We start from the raw sequence: 14,732 nt of genomic DNA on the forward strand, positions 1-14,732 counted from the left end.
CCGGCTCAAGGATAAACGCAAAGCCGGGCATGTAAAGGTCAAGGCTTAGTAAAATTAAATGTCCGGGTGGGTCAGTTTTATTCCGGCCAAATAACCAAAAAGTGGGTCAGTTTTAAACCGGCGTTGACACCTCTTGCCTCGCGATACACGCGCGCTGTCTCACGGCGCACATCGTCCAGCGTGTTCAGCTTTATCTTCGGGGGGGTAGGGCTATACGTACCCCTTGTCCCATCAATGGTTACAGGCTGATGTTTTGCGCTTTCTATTTGCTGTTTCATTTGGCTTCCAATCGAAAGTTGACCACCAGATCGCGTATGGCAAGCTGCCTTCTCGTCTAATCCACGGGCTTCAGTTTAGTTGCCTTGGCGCTATAGACAGCACGTCTGTATGCAGCAGTAGCATTTAGATCAACGCAATATCTGCTGCAAAGCGTTGCTGTTTTAGCGTGAGTTCAGTTCCAGTACTTGTTCAACTCCGCTACTCCCCGCTATTGTTCCGCCAATCCAATGAAAAAATCTCTCGCATCCTGATCGGTTTGGCACTGATGTAGCATTGCGTTGATTAGTACCTCATCCGTTTCGCCTATACGCCCCAGCCAATCCAGTAGGATGGCTTCCTCTTCTTGGCTTAACGGCGCGCGTGGCTGCCGGAGCAGCGGCTCAAATGGTTCTGCCTTTATTGCATCTGGTTCCCCAGACATTGCCTCTGCATGAGTAGCTGCGGGACTATAGGAAGCTTCCTTCGAATCGCCTTGGGCGTAATGAAACCGCCACCACTGCGATGTTGTTCCTTGATTTGGCACCACAACTTCTGCACTGATGTGTTGCCGGGTATCAGGGGTATCAGGGGTGCAAACGCCTGTTTGTGCGGCTTTCGCTGATACCTGTACCAAGTTGCCTGGTGTATCAGGGGTATCACCTCCCCTCCTTTCCAATGATGTTAGGAGCTCATCAAGCGTCATGATCATCTTCCAGCTTATCTGGTCGGATGGGATAATACTTTCCTCCTTTCCCACCTGGTCGCCTGAATTTTGATTTTCTACCGCTTGCATCGGACTTAGGCAAAGCCCCGGCTTCCTGCAAGACATTCAGCGCCCGCTTGTAGTCGAAGCCCTTCAAGGCTTCCTGCAGCCCTGTTGCAGAAAAAAGATAAATCCTGCCTTCGGGAGACTCCTCCCACCATCCCGCGCGATTATAGGTTTGACTTTCGTCGGTCGAATCCCCATCCGAAAAACGAGAATCCCCGTGCCGTTCTATAAAGGCCGAGACCTGCTCAAGGATCTGCTGGCGCTCATTATTGCCACTTCCCCGCGAAGCTTGCCAAGCCTTAAAGCCCTCCGCCGCCGCCTTGGTTGCAGCACCTGCGGGCCACCCTGTTATCCCATATTCGGTCGCCAGCTCACCGGCCAGCGCCAATAGGGCAAAACGTGCTGCTGTACGTTTCTCCTGCCCCTCACCCCCCTCTGCCGCAAACTCAGGCAATGACCTGACGCGTTCGAGATACGCACAGAAATCCCGCTCGTCACGCGTCAGTTTTTCAAGAAAGGTTCGACCTGCATGTCCATGATGTGTAACTGCCGCGCGTTTGATTGCGTCCGAAAAGGCGGTGCCACTAGGCAGGTTGTGCAAATCATCCCATGCACCGAAGGGCCGCGCCACGGATAGATCCAACAATCGCACTGCCTGTCCAGCCTTTGGTCGATGTCCAGCTTCCTGCATTGTCGTTTCAATACTGCGCTCCCCGCTGGAGAGGACGAAACACCGCCAGCGTGTTACAGCACGAGCATTGCCAGCCCTGCCCGCTCTTTGCTTGCCGCGACCGTTACTCAAGGCATAGATGATTGCACCGACTTCATGAGGATTGCACTCGCTGATTTCATCCACGGCTAGCAGACAGTCATTGAATAGTGCGGCCGCGCCTTCCATGCCGTTGGCTGTCGCACGCCAGCTTCTGCGGTAATTGGGTCCACCCCAGACGGAACAGGCCGCTTCGAGCAAGGTCGTTTTGCCAGTGGAGGAGTCGCCGACAAAGTGCATGCCCCCACCCTCAACGTTACACAATGCCAGCATTGGTCCCGTAAACGCCGCTGACAAAGCCAGCAGTAAAAGCGGATTACGCACTGCTTTTGACGATATTTCCTCCTGCCACCCGGCCAGCGTTCCAGCCACAGTGTGTTCGTCATTCCCGCACACGCTGCTTTGGAAAATTACATCCGACGCCTTAGGCCCAATTACCGTATCGGGCAATATGAAAGAACCCCCGCACCAACCCACTTGCAAGGCGCACCGCATCTGACGGGAAGGTGGCTCGGCCTGAAGGTAGGTGGAGAGCAGACGCCGAGCCCCCAAGCCAGGTTCGATTTCCACTCCCATTGCCAGCAGTTCGCCGCGTAAGTCATCCCCTGCCCCGCGCAACATCTCCATTGGCATTGCCCATTCTCGCCAGTGCCCAAGGGTATTCCGCAAGCGGAGCAAGCGCCCGAAGTTATGTTGGTGGCCGTCAGAGGTCACGGCGACAACGTGCAGAGGGGAACATACCCGTGTGTGGGTCAGGTTGTCATCCTTGTCGGTATCGAAGTACCACACGCCAGGCTTGAATTCCTGGTCGCCGTCCTTCAACCCCTCATCAAAGACGCGGAAAGTAGGACGCGTATCTCCGTCAGGAATCGCGTTTGGAGGGCCTGACGCATCCGGTCCGTCTGATACACCTGATACCCTAGTAGGAGCAGCAGGGGTAACAGCGAAATATCCGTCTTTACCGGCTTGCACCCCTGATACCTGTGATACCTCAGCATCCTCCTCGATCTCGTTTTTCTCGCCTTGATGATCGTCTATCTGGGCAGCGGCCGCGCTCACTATTGCATGCTTGACTGCCTCAATCCCGCAATGCGCTCCCATATCGTTGAAGTCTGTTGCTCCCTCCGGTCTGTCTAGGCCAAAGTCTGGAACCGCCACCGCTCCACCCACGGCCTGCGCCGCTTCAGTTGCCGCTGTCAATCCTGGGTTCCCGGGAGTCGCGTAGTCATCGTCAGCGCAGATGACCAGCGATGCATGCGGAAATCTTTCACTCATGACTTTTGCGACCGCACTGAGGTTGGCCGCGCCAAAGGCTACAACTACCGGATACCCCGTCGCTTCATGGACACTGGCGCCCGTTGAGAAGCTTTCGGCGATACATAGGACCGTAGCGCCGGTGGGGTCGCCCATTATGAAATAGCAACCTCTCACCCGTCCGCCAAGCAAAAACTTCTTGTTGCCATCCGCATTGATGAATTGCAGGGAATGAATTACGTCGTCCGCCCACAGGGGGACTACAAGCACATCTTTGTATTGCCGTGCTCCGCATGCTCGGATGTGCTTAGAGGTAAGGTAGGGGTGATCGAAGCAGGGGACGGCCTTCGCCCAGATTTGTTCGGCCCTTTCACGTGCCTGTTTCCTGCGCTGGGTTGTCTCCGCTTCGCGTTGCTCATGCATGGCATCCAACCTGGCCCGATGTTCACGCTGCTCAGCCGGAGTTAGGGGACGGCCGATGTCTGCTCGCCAAGTTTGGTTAACCCCGCTGCGCCAGTCACCCAAGGCGCCGGACGCGGGAACGACATTACCGTGATATACGTACCATCCGGCATCATCGTCCGGCCTGCCATTAGTCGAAAAGCGATGCAACTTTCCGTCTGCTTCAATTACATCTGGGGGGTTCAGCCCTGCCGTTTGAATTGCCGTTCGGAACTGCTCCATAGGACTAAGCATTGCGTAGCCCTCCGCGCTGGATAAGCCAGTCGGCCAGCTTGAAGGGAATTAAGCCACGGCACGCAGCGCCAACAATGAGGGATTTGATTACTGCTGAGACGGATTTTCGGGCGTGACTTCCCCTTACCGCCGGGACGTCCCCGGAGGTTTCGCGTAGTGTAGCCATGACTTATTCCCCCACGCGACTGAGTAGTTCCCTTATGGAATCCACCGACCAGGCGGTAACTCTGGCGGAAAGTTTCACAGGGGGCGGATAGATACCCTCCTTAACACCATTTAGGAAATGCGATCTGCTAACCGGGAAAACCCCAACCACTGGAGGGTTGGCTCTAGGATTACCGATAATTGCAGTCAGACGAACGTACCCCTCCTGCGGAAGTTGGGTTAGCGAGCCCGCGAACTGCGCCCGGGGCTTGGTCACGCATGGGTGGTCGTCTTCGTCGTCGCTTTCTCCTACTTTCGCAGCTGTGCTCTTCCCTTTTGGCTTCCGTTGCGTTCTGGTTGCCCTCTCATCAGAGCGGACCTTTTTCCTTAGAAGGTCGCGAAGGTTGTCCGCTCCCGGATTTTGAATTTTTTGCAATTTGCTGTTTCCTCTTTTCATCAGATCAAAAAAGGAAACCCGGTCATACGAACATTAAGAACACACGAACACTGTTCGTATTTATTTTCATTGCACTTTCTGTATTCATCATTGAGAATACAGATGTCGCAGTTTTTTTGCGACAAATTAAGGGTTCTATTAGAGACGGACCTGTAATTTAAAATGCATCCGGGTTTCCACTCGTGTTGCAGAATGGCCTGAGACGTTACAGCGTCTCGGGCCATTTTATTACTAGACCTGCCACCTCAACATTTTGTGGTTGCCGGGTTAGCTACGTCCAGCGTTGACGAATAATATACAGAAACGTTCTGAAAAATCAATGCGTTCCCAATACGAAAACGTACAAGAGGACGCGCACGTATTGTCGCAGATGGAAAAATAGGTGGAGTTATTGCTAGCTGTCTCGCCTGTGGGAGGAGGGATCAGCTGCTATTTTCATATCGGGGAATTATTTCTGTCCCGGTCTTGCTGCTGATGAGGTAGCCGTCGTACCGGTTGGCCTGTGGCCCGTAGCGCACAACATATGCCTACCTCCTGCTTCGCAAACTCGATTCAAAATTTCATCGATCCGCTGCAAATGGCATTTTTAGCCCTTGGGCTTAACTAGTAGATGTTGATTTACTGATGAGCTCGCCAATGGGCGGTCATGCCAGCAATGACCTACGCTCCGGCCTGACTCACATCATTGACGCATTCGTTAACTTACGATCCGGGAATCCGGGAAAGAGGGCTAAAGCCGCGAGGGACGTCACGTAATCTAGCCAATTGAGGCTTGCAATACATTGCCACCATTTCTAGCGCAAGCAAGAGAGAACGAGACAACCATCGGGTACAGAAAATTCAGGAGTTGTGCAGCGCCCAACATTTTTCTAGTTTACCCATAAGTTTACCCATGGATAGCCGAAATAAAAATGGCTTACAAGAAAAGACATGTAAGCCATTGAATTTTTGGCGCGCCCGGCAGGATTCGAACCCACGACCCCTTGGTTCGTAGCCAAGTACTCTATCCAACTGAGCTACGGGCGCTAAGACGGGGCAACATTGCTCGGTATTTTTGAGATTGCCGGGCGCAATTATATCAGACTGGCACGGCATCGAGTCAAAGCAATTCCGCAGCTGCTCCTGCCTGGGCCTGTTTAGCAAATCGTTGGCCTATGACGCCAGCGATACGCATCCCTGTTTCGGAATCTCCTATAATTCTCCGGATACATCTCAATCTGGTACACGGATGGATGTGCCGCTTCAGTTCATGCCTTTGCCCGCCATTTGAATCACTTTTCATAAAGGATACCACCATGCAATTCATCATCTCCGGCAGCAGGGGAACGAACGACCCAACCATGGCCACCCTGCCCTTCATGGCGGCAAAGGTCGCGCGTGAGCAAGGCCACGACGTGGTTCTGTTCCTCTGGAATGAGGCTGTCACGCTGGCCCGGCCCGGCATAGGCGACAATGTGGTTGGAGTTAACCTCCCGCCGCTCAAGGATCTCCTGGCCGCGATTCAGGCTGCCGGCATTCCGGTGTGGGTTTGCGGCGCTTGTGCGGTGGCAAGAAAAGTTGCAGAGCCCGATCTGATCGCGGGCGCCGTGATCAAGACCATGGGCGACTATATCAAGGCAGTGGCGGAACGGGAGAAGTGCGTGGCGTTCTGAGCGTCGGCCGATTTCGCGGCCCCGGCCATCGGGATTTGCACCCGGCTTTAATGTTGCGGAACGAGCACCGCCGCGCCAATGAGCCTTCCCTCGCGGAGCCGCGCCAGGGCGGTATTGGCGCAGCTTAACGGAAAGGTCTCGGTCGTCACCCTGACCGGGATCTGCGGCGCCAAGGTGAGAAATTCCTCGGCATCGCGCCGCGTAAGATTCGCCACCGAAACCAGGCGTTTTTCACGCCAGAGAATATCGTAAGGAAAAGCAGGGATTTCGCTCATGTGTATCCCTCCGCACACCACGATCCCGCCCGGACGGATAGCGCGCAGCGCGGCAGGCACCAATCCGCCCACCGGGGCAAAGATTACCGCTGCATCCAGCGGTTCCGGCGATGGCAGGTCGGACCCGCCTGCCCAGGCCGCGCCCATTTCGAGCGCAAATTCCTGCGCGGCCGTATCGCCTGGGGCGGTGAACGCGAACAATGTTCGTCCCTGGTGGCGCAGGACTTGAGCCACGATGTGGGCAGCAGCGCCAAAACCATAAATGCCAACCTTTTCGGCGTCACCCGCCATTTTCAGTGCTCTATAGCCGATCAGTCCGGCGCACAATAAAGGCGCAGCTTCGACATCGCTGTAAGCGTCAGGGATACGGAAACAGTAGCGCGCGTCCGCGGTAGTAAATTCGGCATAGCCCCCGTCAATTTGGTATCCCGTAAAGCGCGCGGCGGGGCATAAGTTTTCGTGGCCGCTGCGACAGTACCGGCACTTACCGCAGGTCCAGCCCAGCCAGGGAATACCGACCCGCTCGCCGACGGAAAAATTCCCGACATTGCTTCCCAGGGCTGCTATCCGGCCGACGATTTCATGGCCTGGAATTATGGGACATTTCGGATCAGGTAGCTCGCCATCGACCACATGCAAGTCAGTGCGGCAAATAGCGCAGGCCGCGATTTTGACGAGCAACTCGCTTGCGGCAGGCTGGGGGCGAGGCAGGCAGCGTAGCTTGACTGGCTCTCGTGGCGCGTCCAGCACCATGGCCCGCATGACCTTATTGAGCCCAGGCGAATTCATTTGCATGCTGGCGTGTCATGACCCGGCCTCTTGCGCATCAATTGCCGCCTCAGCTGGCGCAGGGACGAGCAGGCGGCCCTCGAAACCGGCGAGTGCGTAGTCCCCCAGCACCGCCGCCGCAACTTCCTGCAATGTATTTGATTCGCACAGTGCTACGCAGGCGCCGCCGAACCCTCCGCCGGTCAGCCGCGCCCCATACACATCGGGATGCCCCTGCAGCAATGAAACCAGATGATCGATCTCTGGCACCGACATCTGGAAATCGTCGCGCATGCTGGCGTGCGACTCATTCATGATCAGGCCAAAAACGCGCGCATTTGTGCAATCCACCGCCCGTAACACGCGTTCATTCTCGCTAATGACGTGGCGCGCCCTGCTACGCAAGGGCTCAGGCAGGGTATCGGTCGCTGTGATGTCCTTGACATCTCTCAAGGCGGGCACGCCCAACCGCTGTGCCGCTTCCTCGCATTCGGCGCGCCGCTGGTTGTAACCGGAACCGGCAAGCGTTCGCGCTACGCCGGAATCGATTACCAGCACCGCGGACGCGGGTGGCAATGGAACCAGCCTTCGCTCTAGGGTCCGTGTATCGAGAAACAGGGCTCTGCGCGTTTCCGCAAGGCTCGACGCCATCTGATCCATGATGCCGCAGCGGACCCCGGCGTATTCGATCTCTGCGCGCTGCCCCAGTCGCGCAAGATGCACATCGTCCAGTCGCGCCCCGGTAAGCGCCCGCAACGCGCGTAATGTCGCAACCTCGAGCGCGGCGCTGGAGGATAGCCCGACCCCTACGGGCACGTTCGACTGGACATGGATGTCCAACGACGGCGCTTCGATACCATTCGCGCGCGCTTCCATCAGGCATCCATACACGTAGGTGGCAAAATGCTCGGCCGGGACATTATCGAGCGTAAAACGCACCACCCGGTCGAGCATCTCGGAATAAAGAACGTGCTCATCCTGGCCATTGGGCCGTATACGGACGCGCGTGCGCTGCTCGATCGCAATCGGCAGTACATAGCCATCGTTGTAATCGGTGTGCTCGCCCATCAGGTTGACCCGGCCTGGAGCCTCCGCCACCACTTCGGGCGCGCTTCCAAACACTTCCTCAAAGCTGCTCATCGGCTGCTTCTCAGGTAGAAAAAAACCTCACGCATGCGCGCCGGATCGTGTCTATAGCCCAGGCAAGCACTCATTCGAGTATGATCTCGACTTGCTGGAGTTCGCGTGCTTTTTCTTCAGGCAGCGCATCCATAGCAAAGAAGCCTGCGGCAATTTCTGTCCCCGCAAGATATTTAAGCCGGTCCCGCGTGCGATAAGGAGGATAAAACTCTGCGTGCAAATGCGACTCCGGATGGGCTCTGCCGTCGGTCGGGGCCTGATACCAGGCCATCAGATAGGGAAAGGGCCTTTGCCATAAACCGTCATACTTGAGCAAAACCGTCTTCAACGCCCGTGCCAAGTCGGCACGCTGTTCTGCGCTAAGCTGATTAAAGTTTTCTACCGGTTCGATGGGCGCGACCCACACCTCATACGGATACCGTGCGCAAACTGGTACAAAAGCCACGGAATGAGAACTTTTATAAATGATGCGCGTCCCGTCGCCCAGCTCTTTGGCGATGAGATCCTGAAGCACGCCCCGCCCCTCCTTGGCATAGTGCTGTTGTGCCTCCTGTTGCATTCGGACAGGCACGGGCGGTACAACCGGATAGGCGTAGATCTGGCCGTGGGGATGGTGAAGGGTCACGCCAACTTCGGCACCACGGTTTTCAAACGGTAGCACATACGCAACGCCGCCCCGACGGGCGAGCGTGGCCGTACGGTCGCCCCAGACCTGCAGCAGCAGATCGATGTGGGCCAAGGGCAGCTTCCCGAGGGAGGCTTGGGGATCCTGGGTAAACACGACTACCTCACAGTAGCCGGCAGCTGGAGCGGTGGGCACGATCAGGTCGAGAGGCTGCGCGCTGGGTACAGCGAGAGACGGAAAACGGTTATCGAATACCGCCACGTCCCAGTCTCCGGCCGGCAGTTCTGTAGGATGGGCCGGATCGGCCGTGACCGCCAGCGGGTTATATTCGGGGGGTGGAAGGAAGGTGCGCCCTTGCCGATACGCCGCGTAGGTGACCCATTCTCCGCGCAGCGGATGCCAGCGCAAATGCGGACTCCCGCTGAGCGGTTCGGCGAACGGACTCGGCGCGCTGATGTTGGGATCGATGGGCCGTCGAGAATAAAGAGTGAGACCCCGACCATCCGGTTTGGTGAGTTCCAGCGAAAACAATCACACCCCTCCGGGTATATGGGTGGGCGAAGTGCGGGTAACCTTTGCGATATCTTCAATCGGGATTTTCGGCGTGCGGTCGGCGCAGAGCAGTCCGTTCGCTTCCTGAAAGGTATCGGCAAATTGAGTGTAGCAGAATCCGCTAAAAAGCGCCGTGTGTATCACCGCCTCTATGAGTTCGGCATACATGCGCCCGAATTCGACATCGTCTCTCGCCATCGTGTAGCCCCAGGTCTGCTTGATGCCGGGCTGGGGGCATTTATTGAATGCTATGCCTCCAAACTCGGAAAGCACGATCGGCTGGCCCCGGTGCGGGTAACCATCGAGGGTCAGGATACGCCCCCCCGGCCGGCGCCGGTCGAATAGTTGCTCGGGCTTGATTTCGGCCCCATAGCGCTGACGCAGATGGTCTACGTTGGCGTCGTAATCATGGATGCCGATGATATCCGTGGCGCTGCTTTCCCAGCCGTCATTGCCAATCACTGGACGGGTGGCATCAAGCGTTTTAGTAAGGTGATACAGCGCTTCGACCGCATGCCGCTGCTTACCGATGGCAGTGAGTTCCGGCACGCCCCACGACTCATTGAACGTCACCCATACGATGACACAGGGGTGGCTATAGTCCCGCTCGATGACCTCGGTCCACTCGCGCACGGTTCGCTTGATTGCGCTGCGCGTGAACCGATAGGCGGATGGCATTTCCTCCCACACCATCAGTCCCAATTTGTCAGCCCAGTAGAGATAGCGCGGATCTTCGATCTTTTGATGCTTGCGAACGCCGTTGAAACCCATCGCCTTGGCAAGCTCCACATCACGCCGGAACGCGTCATCGCTCGGCGCCGTCATCAGCGTATCCGGCCAGTAGCCCTGGTCCAGCACGAGTCTAAGCAGGTAGGGCCTTCCGTTGAGCATGAAACGGTCTCGCAGTATGTGCACAGAGCGCAAAGCGGTATAGGAAGTAAACTCGTCCACCACCTCCTCGTCGCGCATGAGCCGGACCGTCGCGTCAATCAGGGTTGGCCGCTCAGGACTCCATAGCAATTCATTGCGGAAATCATCAATTCCGGGGTCTGACAGTATGATGAGGCGATCGACCTCCCGGTCCACCACCTGATAGCGGTCATGCGCGAGCAGCCGTTCTCCGTGCCGCAGCGAAATATCCAGGGTAAGCTCGTTTGCTAGAACGCCTATGACGCGCGCCTCGAATCCGATAGCGTAGGTATCGACGAGCGGGGTCCAACGTATTTTTTCAATATAGTTGTCCGGTACGCGTTCAAACCAGACCGACTGCCATATACCGGTTGTCCTTGGGTACCAGATCGCGTGAGGCTCGAGTTGCCAATCCTGTTTACCGCGCGGCTTGGCCAGCTCATGCGGGTCGTCTTCCACCCGCACGGTCACTTTCTGTTTGCCGGACGGATCGAGCATACTGGTTATGTCGGCCCAGAATGGTGTATGCCCACCCTCGTGAGTCACCGCCAGGCAGCCATTGACCCATACGCGCGCCGCATAGTCGACCGCCCCAAAACGCAGGATCACGCGTCCGGAAGAGGATAAACACTCAAAGTCCCGCTCGTACCAGCACAACGGATGAAAGCCGCAATCGGCGATGCCGCTTGCCTTGGATTCGGGCGCGAAGGGCACCTCGATCTCCAGCGGCCACGACTTGATGTTAGACGGAACCGCGAACTCGCAGGCATCGTCATAGCAAAAGCGCCATTTCCCGTTGAGCGAAGTCCAATTCGAGCGCTGCATCTGGGGCCTGGGATAGGCAAACTCCAACGCATTTCCTCCTTATTGCGACATTACGTCCACTTACTCGGGCTGCTTTAACAGTATAGGGTCAAGGAAGCTAATCGACACACGTGACCTGATGTCACATGCCGGCTAAAAGAATTTGAATTGAGAAACTGATAAACAGTCCAGCGCCAATGCCATACGCCGGAGATTGCGACTGCAACGCAGGTGGGCGGTGTGTGGCGGAGAGAGAGGGATTCGAACCCTCGATAAGCCTTTTGAGCCTATACTCCCTTAGCAGGGGAGCGCCTTCGACCACTCGGCCATCTCTCCACAAAAGCCGCATTAGGATAGCGGTTTAAACCTTCCTGGTCAAACGACAGGAGAACTGACCAGACGCCGCGACGCGGCGCCTAGCATGCGATTGTCACGACTCCTGATCCAGTTCAAATATCTTGTGCAACACGCGGACCGCGAGTTCCATGTATTTTTCGTCCACGACCACGGAAATCTTGATTTCAGAGGTCGAGATCATCTGAATATTGATCCCCTCTTCCGCCAGGGCGCGAAACATCCTGCTGGCGATGCCGACATGGGAACGCATCCCCACGCCGACGATGGATACCTTGGCGATCCTGTCGCCTCCGATTACGCCGCGCGCACCGATGTGCGGCTGCACCTGATTCTTGAGTATGTCTACTGTTCTGGCGAAGTCGCTACGGTTTACGGTAAACGAAAAATCGGTCATACCATCGTGACCAACGTTCTGGATAATCATATCCACATCAATATTTGCATCGGCTACGGGACCAAGAATTTGATAGGCGATACCCGGGCGATCCGGAACACCCTGCACAGTAATCTTGGCTTCGTCACGATTGAATGCGATACCCGATATGATCGCGCGTTCCATGTTTTCTTCTTCCTCGAAAGTAATCAGAGTCCCCTCGCCTTCTTCCTCGAAACTGGACAGCACCCGTAATTTAACCTTGTATTTACCGGCAAATTCCACTGATCGGATCTGCAGAACTTTTGAGCCGAGGCTCGCCATTTCCAGCATTTCCTCGAAGGTAATGGTCCGGAGTCTGCGGGCTTCAGGCACGATACGAGGGTCGGTGGTATAAACACCATCGACATCGGTATAAATCTGGCATTCGTCCGCTTTGAGCGCTGCCGCTAACGCGACAGCAGTCGTGTCCGATCCGCCGCGGCCAAGTGTGGTTATGCTACCCGCCTCATCCGCACCCTGAAATCCCGCCACGGCTACGACATATCCCGCATCCAGGTCCGCGCGTATCTTCTCCTCGTCGATTTTAAGGATGCGGGCTTTGGTATACGCATTGTCGGTCAGTATACGAACCTGTGATCCGGTATAGCTCTTCGCCTTAATGCCAAGATCAACGAGCGCCATCGATAACAACGCAACCGAAACCTGCTCACCGGTTGACACCATTACGTCCAACTCTCTTGGCTCGGGATTCGCCTGAAATTCCTTGGCCAGGGCAATAAGACGATTTGTTTCCCCGCTCATGGCGGAAACCACGACTACGATCCGGTGACCGCGAGACTGAAATTTAGCGATACGGCGCGCGACATTTTTTATCCGCTCCGTGCTTCCAACTGATGTGCCGCCGTATTTTTGAACAATAAGTGTCACAAGTGTGCCAACGTTTCGACATTGAGGAGAAAGACCCCTGCCGTACGGATTATGTCAGATCAATTCGTGCTACCACGACCGTGGAATTTGACTCTAGTTAAACCGAATACAGGTATCTTGGATCGGAATTTTACCTGATTACCGAAAATAAAACTGGCAAAGATGGTTGGTATGCTCTAACCGAGTCCCGAAATATGGAATCTGCGCAAGCAACCTATACATTCCATGATCCTGACTGGATGCCCGCATGCGCACGTGCAAGCGCCCATCGCTCATGCCCAAATGCATTCATAACAACAAGTTGCAAAAATTCTTCTAGGTCAGGGCGCTTAGCCTGGCCTGCGACGGCGCGCAACGGAAAACCAGGATGGGGCATGCTCCGGAGCCCCCATTTGGCAGATCCCGCGACGCCGTTAGCGGACGTATTCGAAGCCCCAAAAAAATATGCAATACGATAAGCGCGGCTGTTTAAAAAAATCGAAATAAATCAAACTGAATGTAGTTAATACTTGCACAGAATAAAAAAACAAATTAAATTTATGAATGTGCAATACTCCCTTAACATAACCTGTAGAGAGCTGGCTTATGAAACTCTTCGAAGAAATATCCAATCCCCGTGAAATACGCCGTAAATTGGGTCTTAATCAGCATGACTTCTGGAGCAAGGTCGGCGTCACCCAGAGTGGTGGCTCCCGTTATGAAAGTGAACGAAATATGCCGAGACCCGTACGGGAGCTGGTTCGGCTTGTGCATATCGAACACATTGATCTCGGCAAGATCAAAAAGGATGATTTGGCCGTAGCCGCAATGCTTAAAAGCCAGAATCCCGATTTGTACAAGAGCCTGAAGAAAGCCGCCAAAGCGAAATAAGGCGAGCGCTTTGAGCGCGCACCGGGCTGGCTGAGACTCTTCATTCGGGACACCTGCCCCCAAGCGGCTTTAGCTATATCACCTCAGCAGAGAAGCTTCGTCGAGGTCTCGATGTTCTGGGGCATGGCCGGAGGCCGTTTTGCTGACAATAATAGCAGCAGATAAATAAGGCCGAATATATAGGCCCCTGTTCGCTAGAAGTCCCGGTCAATCTTTGCAGTCGCTGCCGCCGTTTCGTAGGAAATTTATCACGGGCCGTAACTCAAGGATTAAGCCTGACTTCGACACCCAGAGCCTGAATTCTTGCTGAAAACGTTTCCATCCAGACCTGATCTACTTTTGTCAGCCTGGGCGCCTCCGGCTGCATGGAGGGACGGGCAAGACCATACAGCAGCACGCCTTTCAGTTTTTCGCCTTCGTTCAGAAAGCTCTCGAGAAAGCTCAGATACGCATCCGATTCCACAACAGGGGGTGCCATGCCATTGATCTGGAACACGCAGGTTTGCAGCCAGGTGGGACATAATCTCGTCGCCAGCCGTAAATTTTCTCGCATCCGCATCAAGCTCATCCGCGTGTTATTGATGCGCTGACGTCCTTCTCTAGTGACGCTGTCCAGCTTGAACCAGACCTCCCCATTCAACTCCGCCATCGCGCTCACGCCCGCCTGCACACCGGGGCGGTTGACCAGACTGCCATTGGTGATCAACACCAGTTTAAGGTTTTTGGGTAAATTGTAATCGGCTTTCACGCGCCCAATCAGCTCGATCACTTGCGCGAATTCGCGCGCGCTAGTGGGCTCGCCGTTGCCGGACAAGGCGATATCATTGATGCGGCGGGCCTCGGGAATGACGTGGGTCTGCATGAAATCGCCATGCACAATCTCGTGCAAAAATGTCCGCAACTCTGCTTCGAGCGTGACCAGATCAAGCTGGGGCGCGCTGCCGCGCTTGAGATCGGGGACCTGGCAATAAACGCAACGCCAGTTACAGGCATTGTTGGGATTCAGGTTGATGCCTATGGACACACCGCCCGCGCGGCGGGAAACCACCGGATAAACGTAAGTGAGTCCTGCAATATCGCGGCTGTGGTCGCCGATATGCAATAGTTTAGAGGTCCGCTGCAATGTTACA

General features: G+C 55.5%; 12 protein-coding genes and 2 tRNA genes. 2 read left to right on the plus strand and 12 right to left on the minus strand.

Going from position 1 to position 14,732, the window contains the following annotated elements; translation table 11 throughout:
* Positions 1 to 77 precede the first annotated feature (77 nt).
* From BM022_RS02410 to BM022_RS02430, 5 genes are all read right to left on the minus strand, one after another.
* Positions 78 to 278 (minus strand): hypothetical protein, encoded by a 201-nt coding sequence (locus tag BM022_RS02410; protein WP_091136573.1) that lies wholly within the window; start codon positions 276 to 278, stop codon positions 78 to 80.
* A gap of 209 nt (positions 279 to 487) precedes the next feature.
* The gene (locus BM022_RS02415; RefSeq protein WP_091136575.1) at positions 488 to 961 is read right to left on the minus strand and encodes a hypothetical protein; all 474 of its coding nucleotides are present in this window, start codon (positions 959 to 961) and stop codon (positions 488 to 490) included.
* Positions 951 to 3,746 (minus strand): DUF927 domain-containing protein, encoded by a 2,796-nt coding sequence (locus BM022_RS02420; protein WP_091136578.1) that lies wholly within the window; start codon positions 3,744 to 3,746, stop codon positions 951 to 953. Before BM022_RS02420 ends, BM022_RS02415 begins: the two co-directional genes overlap by 11 nt.
* Entirely contained in the window at positions 3,739 to 3,912 is a 174-nt protein-coding gene (locus BM022_RS15380; protein WP_177191603.1) for a hypothetical protein, read from the minus strand. The genes BM022_RS02420 and BM022_RS15380 overlap by 8 nt, the downstream gene beginning before the upstream one ends.
* A 1,384-nt stretch (positions 3,913 to 5,296) precedes the next feature.
* Positions 5,297 to 5,373 (minus strand) — tRNA-Arg (locus BM022_RS02430).
* A 269-nt stretch (positions 5,374 to 5,642) separates the two neighbouring features.
* Between BM022_RS02430 and BM022_RS02435 the strand changes: the two genes are divergently transcribed.
* Positions 5,643 to 5,999, plus strand: a complete 357-nt coding sequence (locus tag BM022_RS02435; RefSeq protein WP_091136581.1) for a DsrE family protein — start codon at positions 5,643 to 5,645, stop codon at positions 5,997 to 5,999.
* Positions 6,000 to 6,046: 47 nt separating this feature from the next.
* Here the strand turns inward: BM022_RS02435 and BM022_RS02440 are convergent, their stop codons facing one another.
* The 6 genes from BM022_RS02440 to BM022_RS02465 form a co-directional block, all read right to left on the minus strand.
* A complete protein-coding gene (locus tag BM022_RS02440) occupies positions 6,047 to 7,069 on the minus strand; it encodes a zinc-dependent alcohol dehydrogenase family protein (RefSeq protein WP_256208852.1) in 1,023 nt (340 codons plus the stop codon).
* A gap of 9 nt (positions 7,070 to 7,078) precedes the next feature.
* Positions 7,079 to 8,182 (minus strand): galactokinase, encoded by a 1,104-nt coding sequence (gene galK, locus BM022_RS02445; RefSeq protein ID WP_091136582.1) that lies wholly within the window; start codon positions 8,180 to 8,182, stop codon positions 7,079 to 7,081.
* A 70-nt stretch (positions 8,183 to 8,252) separates the two neighbouring features.
* Positions 8,253 to 9,338, minus strand: a complete 1,086-nt coding sequence (gene galT / locus BM022_RS02450; protein WP_091136585.1) for a galactose-1-phosphate uridylyltransferase — start codon at positions 9,336 to 9,338, stop codon at positions 8,253 to 8,255.
* Complete coding sequence (locus BM022_RS02455; RefSeq protein WP_218146814.1) at positions 9,339 to 11,120, minus strand: glycoside hydrolase family 2 protein; 1,782 nt, start codon at positions 11,118 to 11,120, stop codon at positions 9,339 to 9,341.
* A gap of 195 nt (positions 11,121 to 11,315) precedes the next feature.
* Positions 11,316 to 11,408: transfer RNA gene (locus BM022_RS02460), tRNA-Ser, on the minus strand.
* A gap of 94 nt (positions 11,409 to 11,502) precedes the next feature.
* Positions 11,503 to 12,732 (minus strand): aspartate kinase, encoded by a 1,230-nt coding sequence (locus BM022_RS02465; protein WP_091136588.1) that lies wholly within the window; start codon positions 12,730 to 12,732, stop codon positions 11,503 to 11,505.
* 585 nt (positions 12,733 to 13,317) lie between these two features.
* Here BM022_RS02465 and BM022_RS02470 point away from each other — a divergent pair.
* Positions 13,318 to 13,602 (plus strand): helix-turn-helix domain-containing protein, encoded by a 285-nt coding sequence (locus BM022_RS02470; protein ID WP_091136590.1) that lies wholly within the window; start codon positions 13,318 to 13,320, stop codon positions 13,600 to 13,602.
* Between the two features lie 262 nt (positions 13,603 to 13,864).
* Here BM022_RS02470 and BM022_RS02475 read toward each other — a convergent pair whose 3' ends face one another.
* Positions 13,865 to 14,725 carry a radical SAM protein gene (locus BM022_RS02475; RefSeq protein WP_091136592.1) on the minus strand — a complete coding sequence of 287 codons (861 nt, stop codon included), beginning with the start codon at positions 14,723 to 14,725 and terminating at the stop codon, positions 13,865 to 13,867.
* Positions 14,726 to 14,732 lie beyond the last annotated feature (7 nt).

This window comes from Nitrosospira sp. Nsp14 (genome assembly GCF_900113575.1).
Classification (GTDB): Bacteria; Pseudomonadota; Gammaproteobacteria; order Burkholderiales; family Nitrosomonadaceae; genus Nitrosospira.

Excerpts from the sequence above, each read along its gene's own strand:
- BM022_RS02470 (WP_091136590.1), top strand. The coding sequence starts at position 13,318 with ATGAAACTCTTCGAAGAAATATCCAATCCCCGTGAAATACGCCGTAAA.
- BM022_RS02420 (WP_091136578.1), bottom strand. The coding sequence starts at position 3,746 with ATGCTTAGTCCTATGGAGCAGTTCCGAACGGCAATTCAAACGGCAGGG.
- galK (WP_091136582.1), bottom strand. The coding sequence starts at position 8,182 with ATGAGCAGCTTTGAGGAAGTGTTTGGAAGCGCGCCCGAAGTGGTGGCG.
- BM022_RS02435 (WP_091136581.1), top strand. The coding sequence starts at position 5,643 with ATGCAATTCATCATCTCCGGCAGCAGGGGAACGAACGACCCAACCATG.
- BM022_RS02415 (WP_091136575.1), bottom strand. The coding sequence starts at position 961 with ATGACGCTTGATGAGCTCCTAACATCATTGGAAAGGAGGGGAGGTGAT.
- BM022_RS15380 (WP_177191603.1), bottom strand. The coding sequence starts at position 3,912 with ATGGCTACACTACGCGAAACCTCCGGGGACGTCCCGGCGGTAAGGGGA.
- BM022_RS02440 (WP_256208852.1), bottom strand. The coding sequence starts at position 7,069 with ATGCAAATGAATTCGCCTGGGCTCAATAAGGTCATGCGGGCCATGGTG.
- BM022_RS02410 (WP_091136573.1), bottom strand. The coding sequence starts at position 278 with ATGAAACAGCAAATAGAAAGCGCAAAACATCAGCCTGTAACCATTGAT.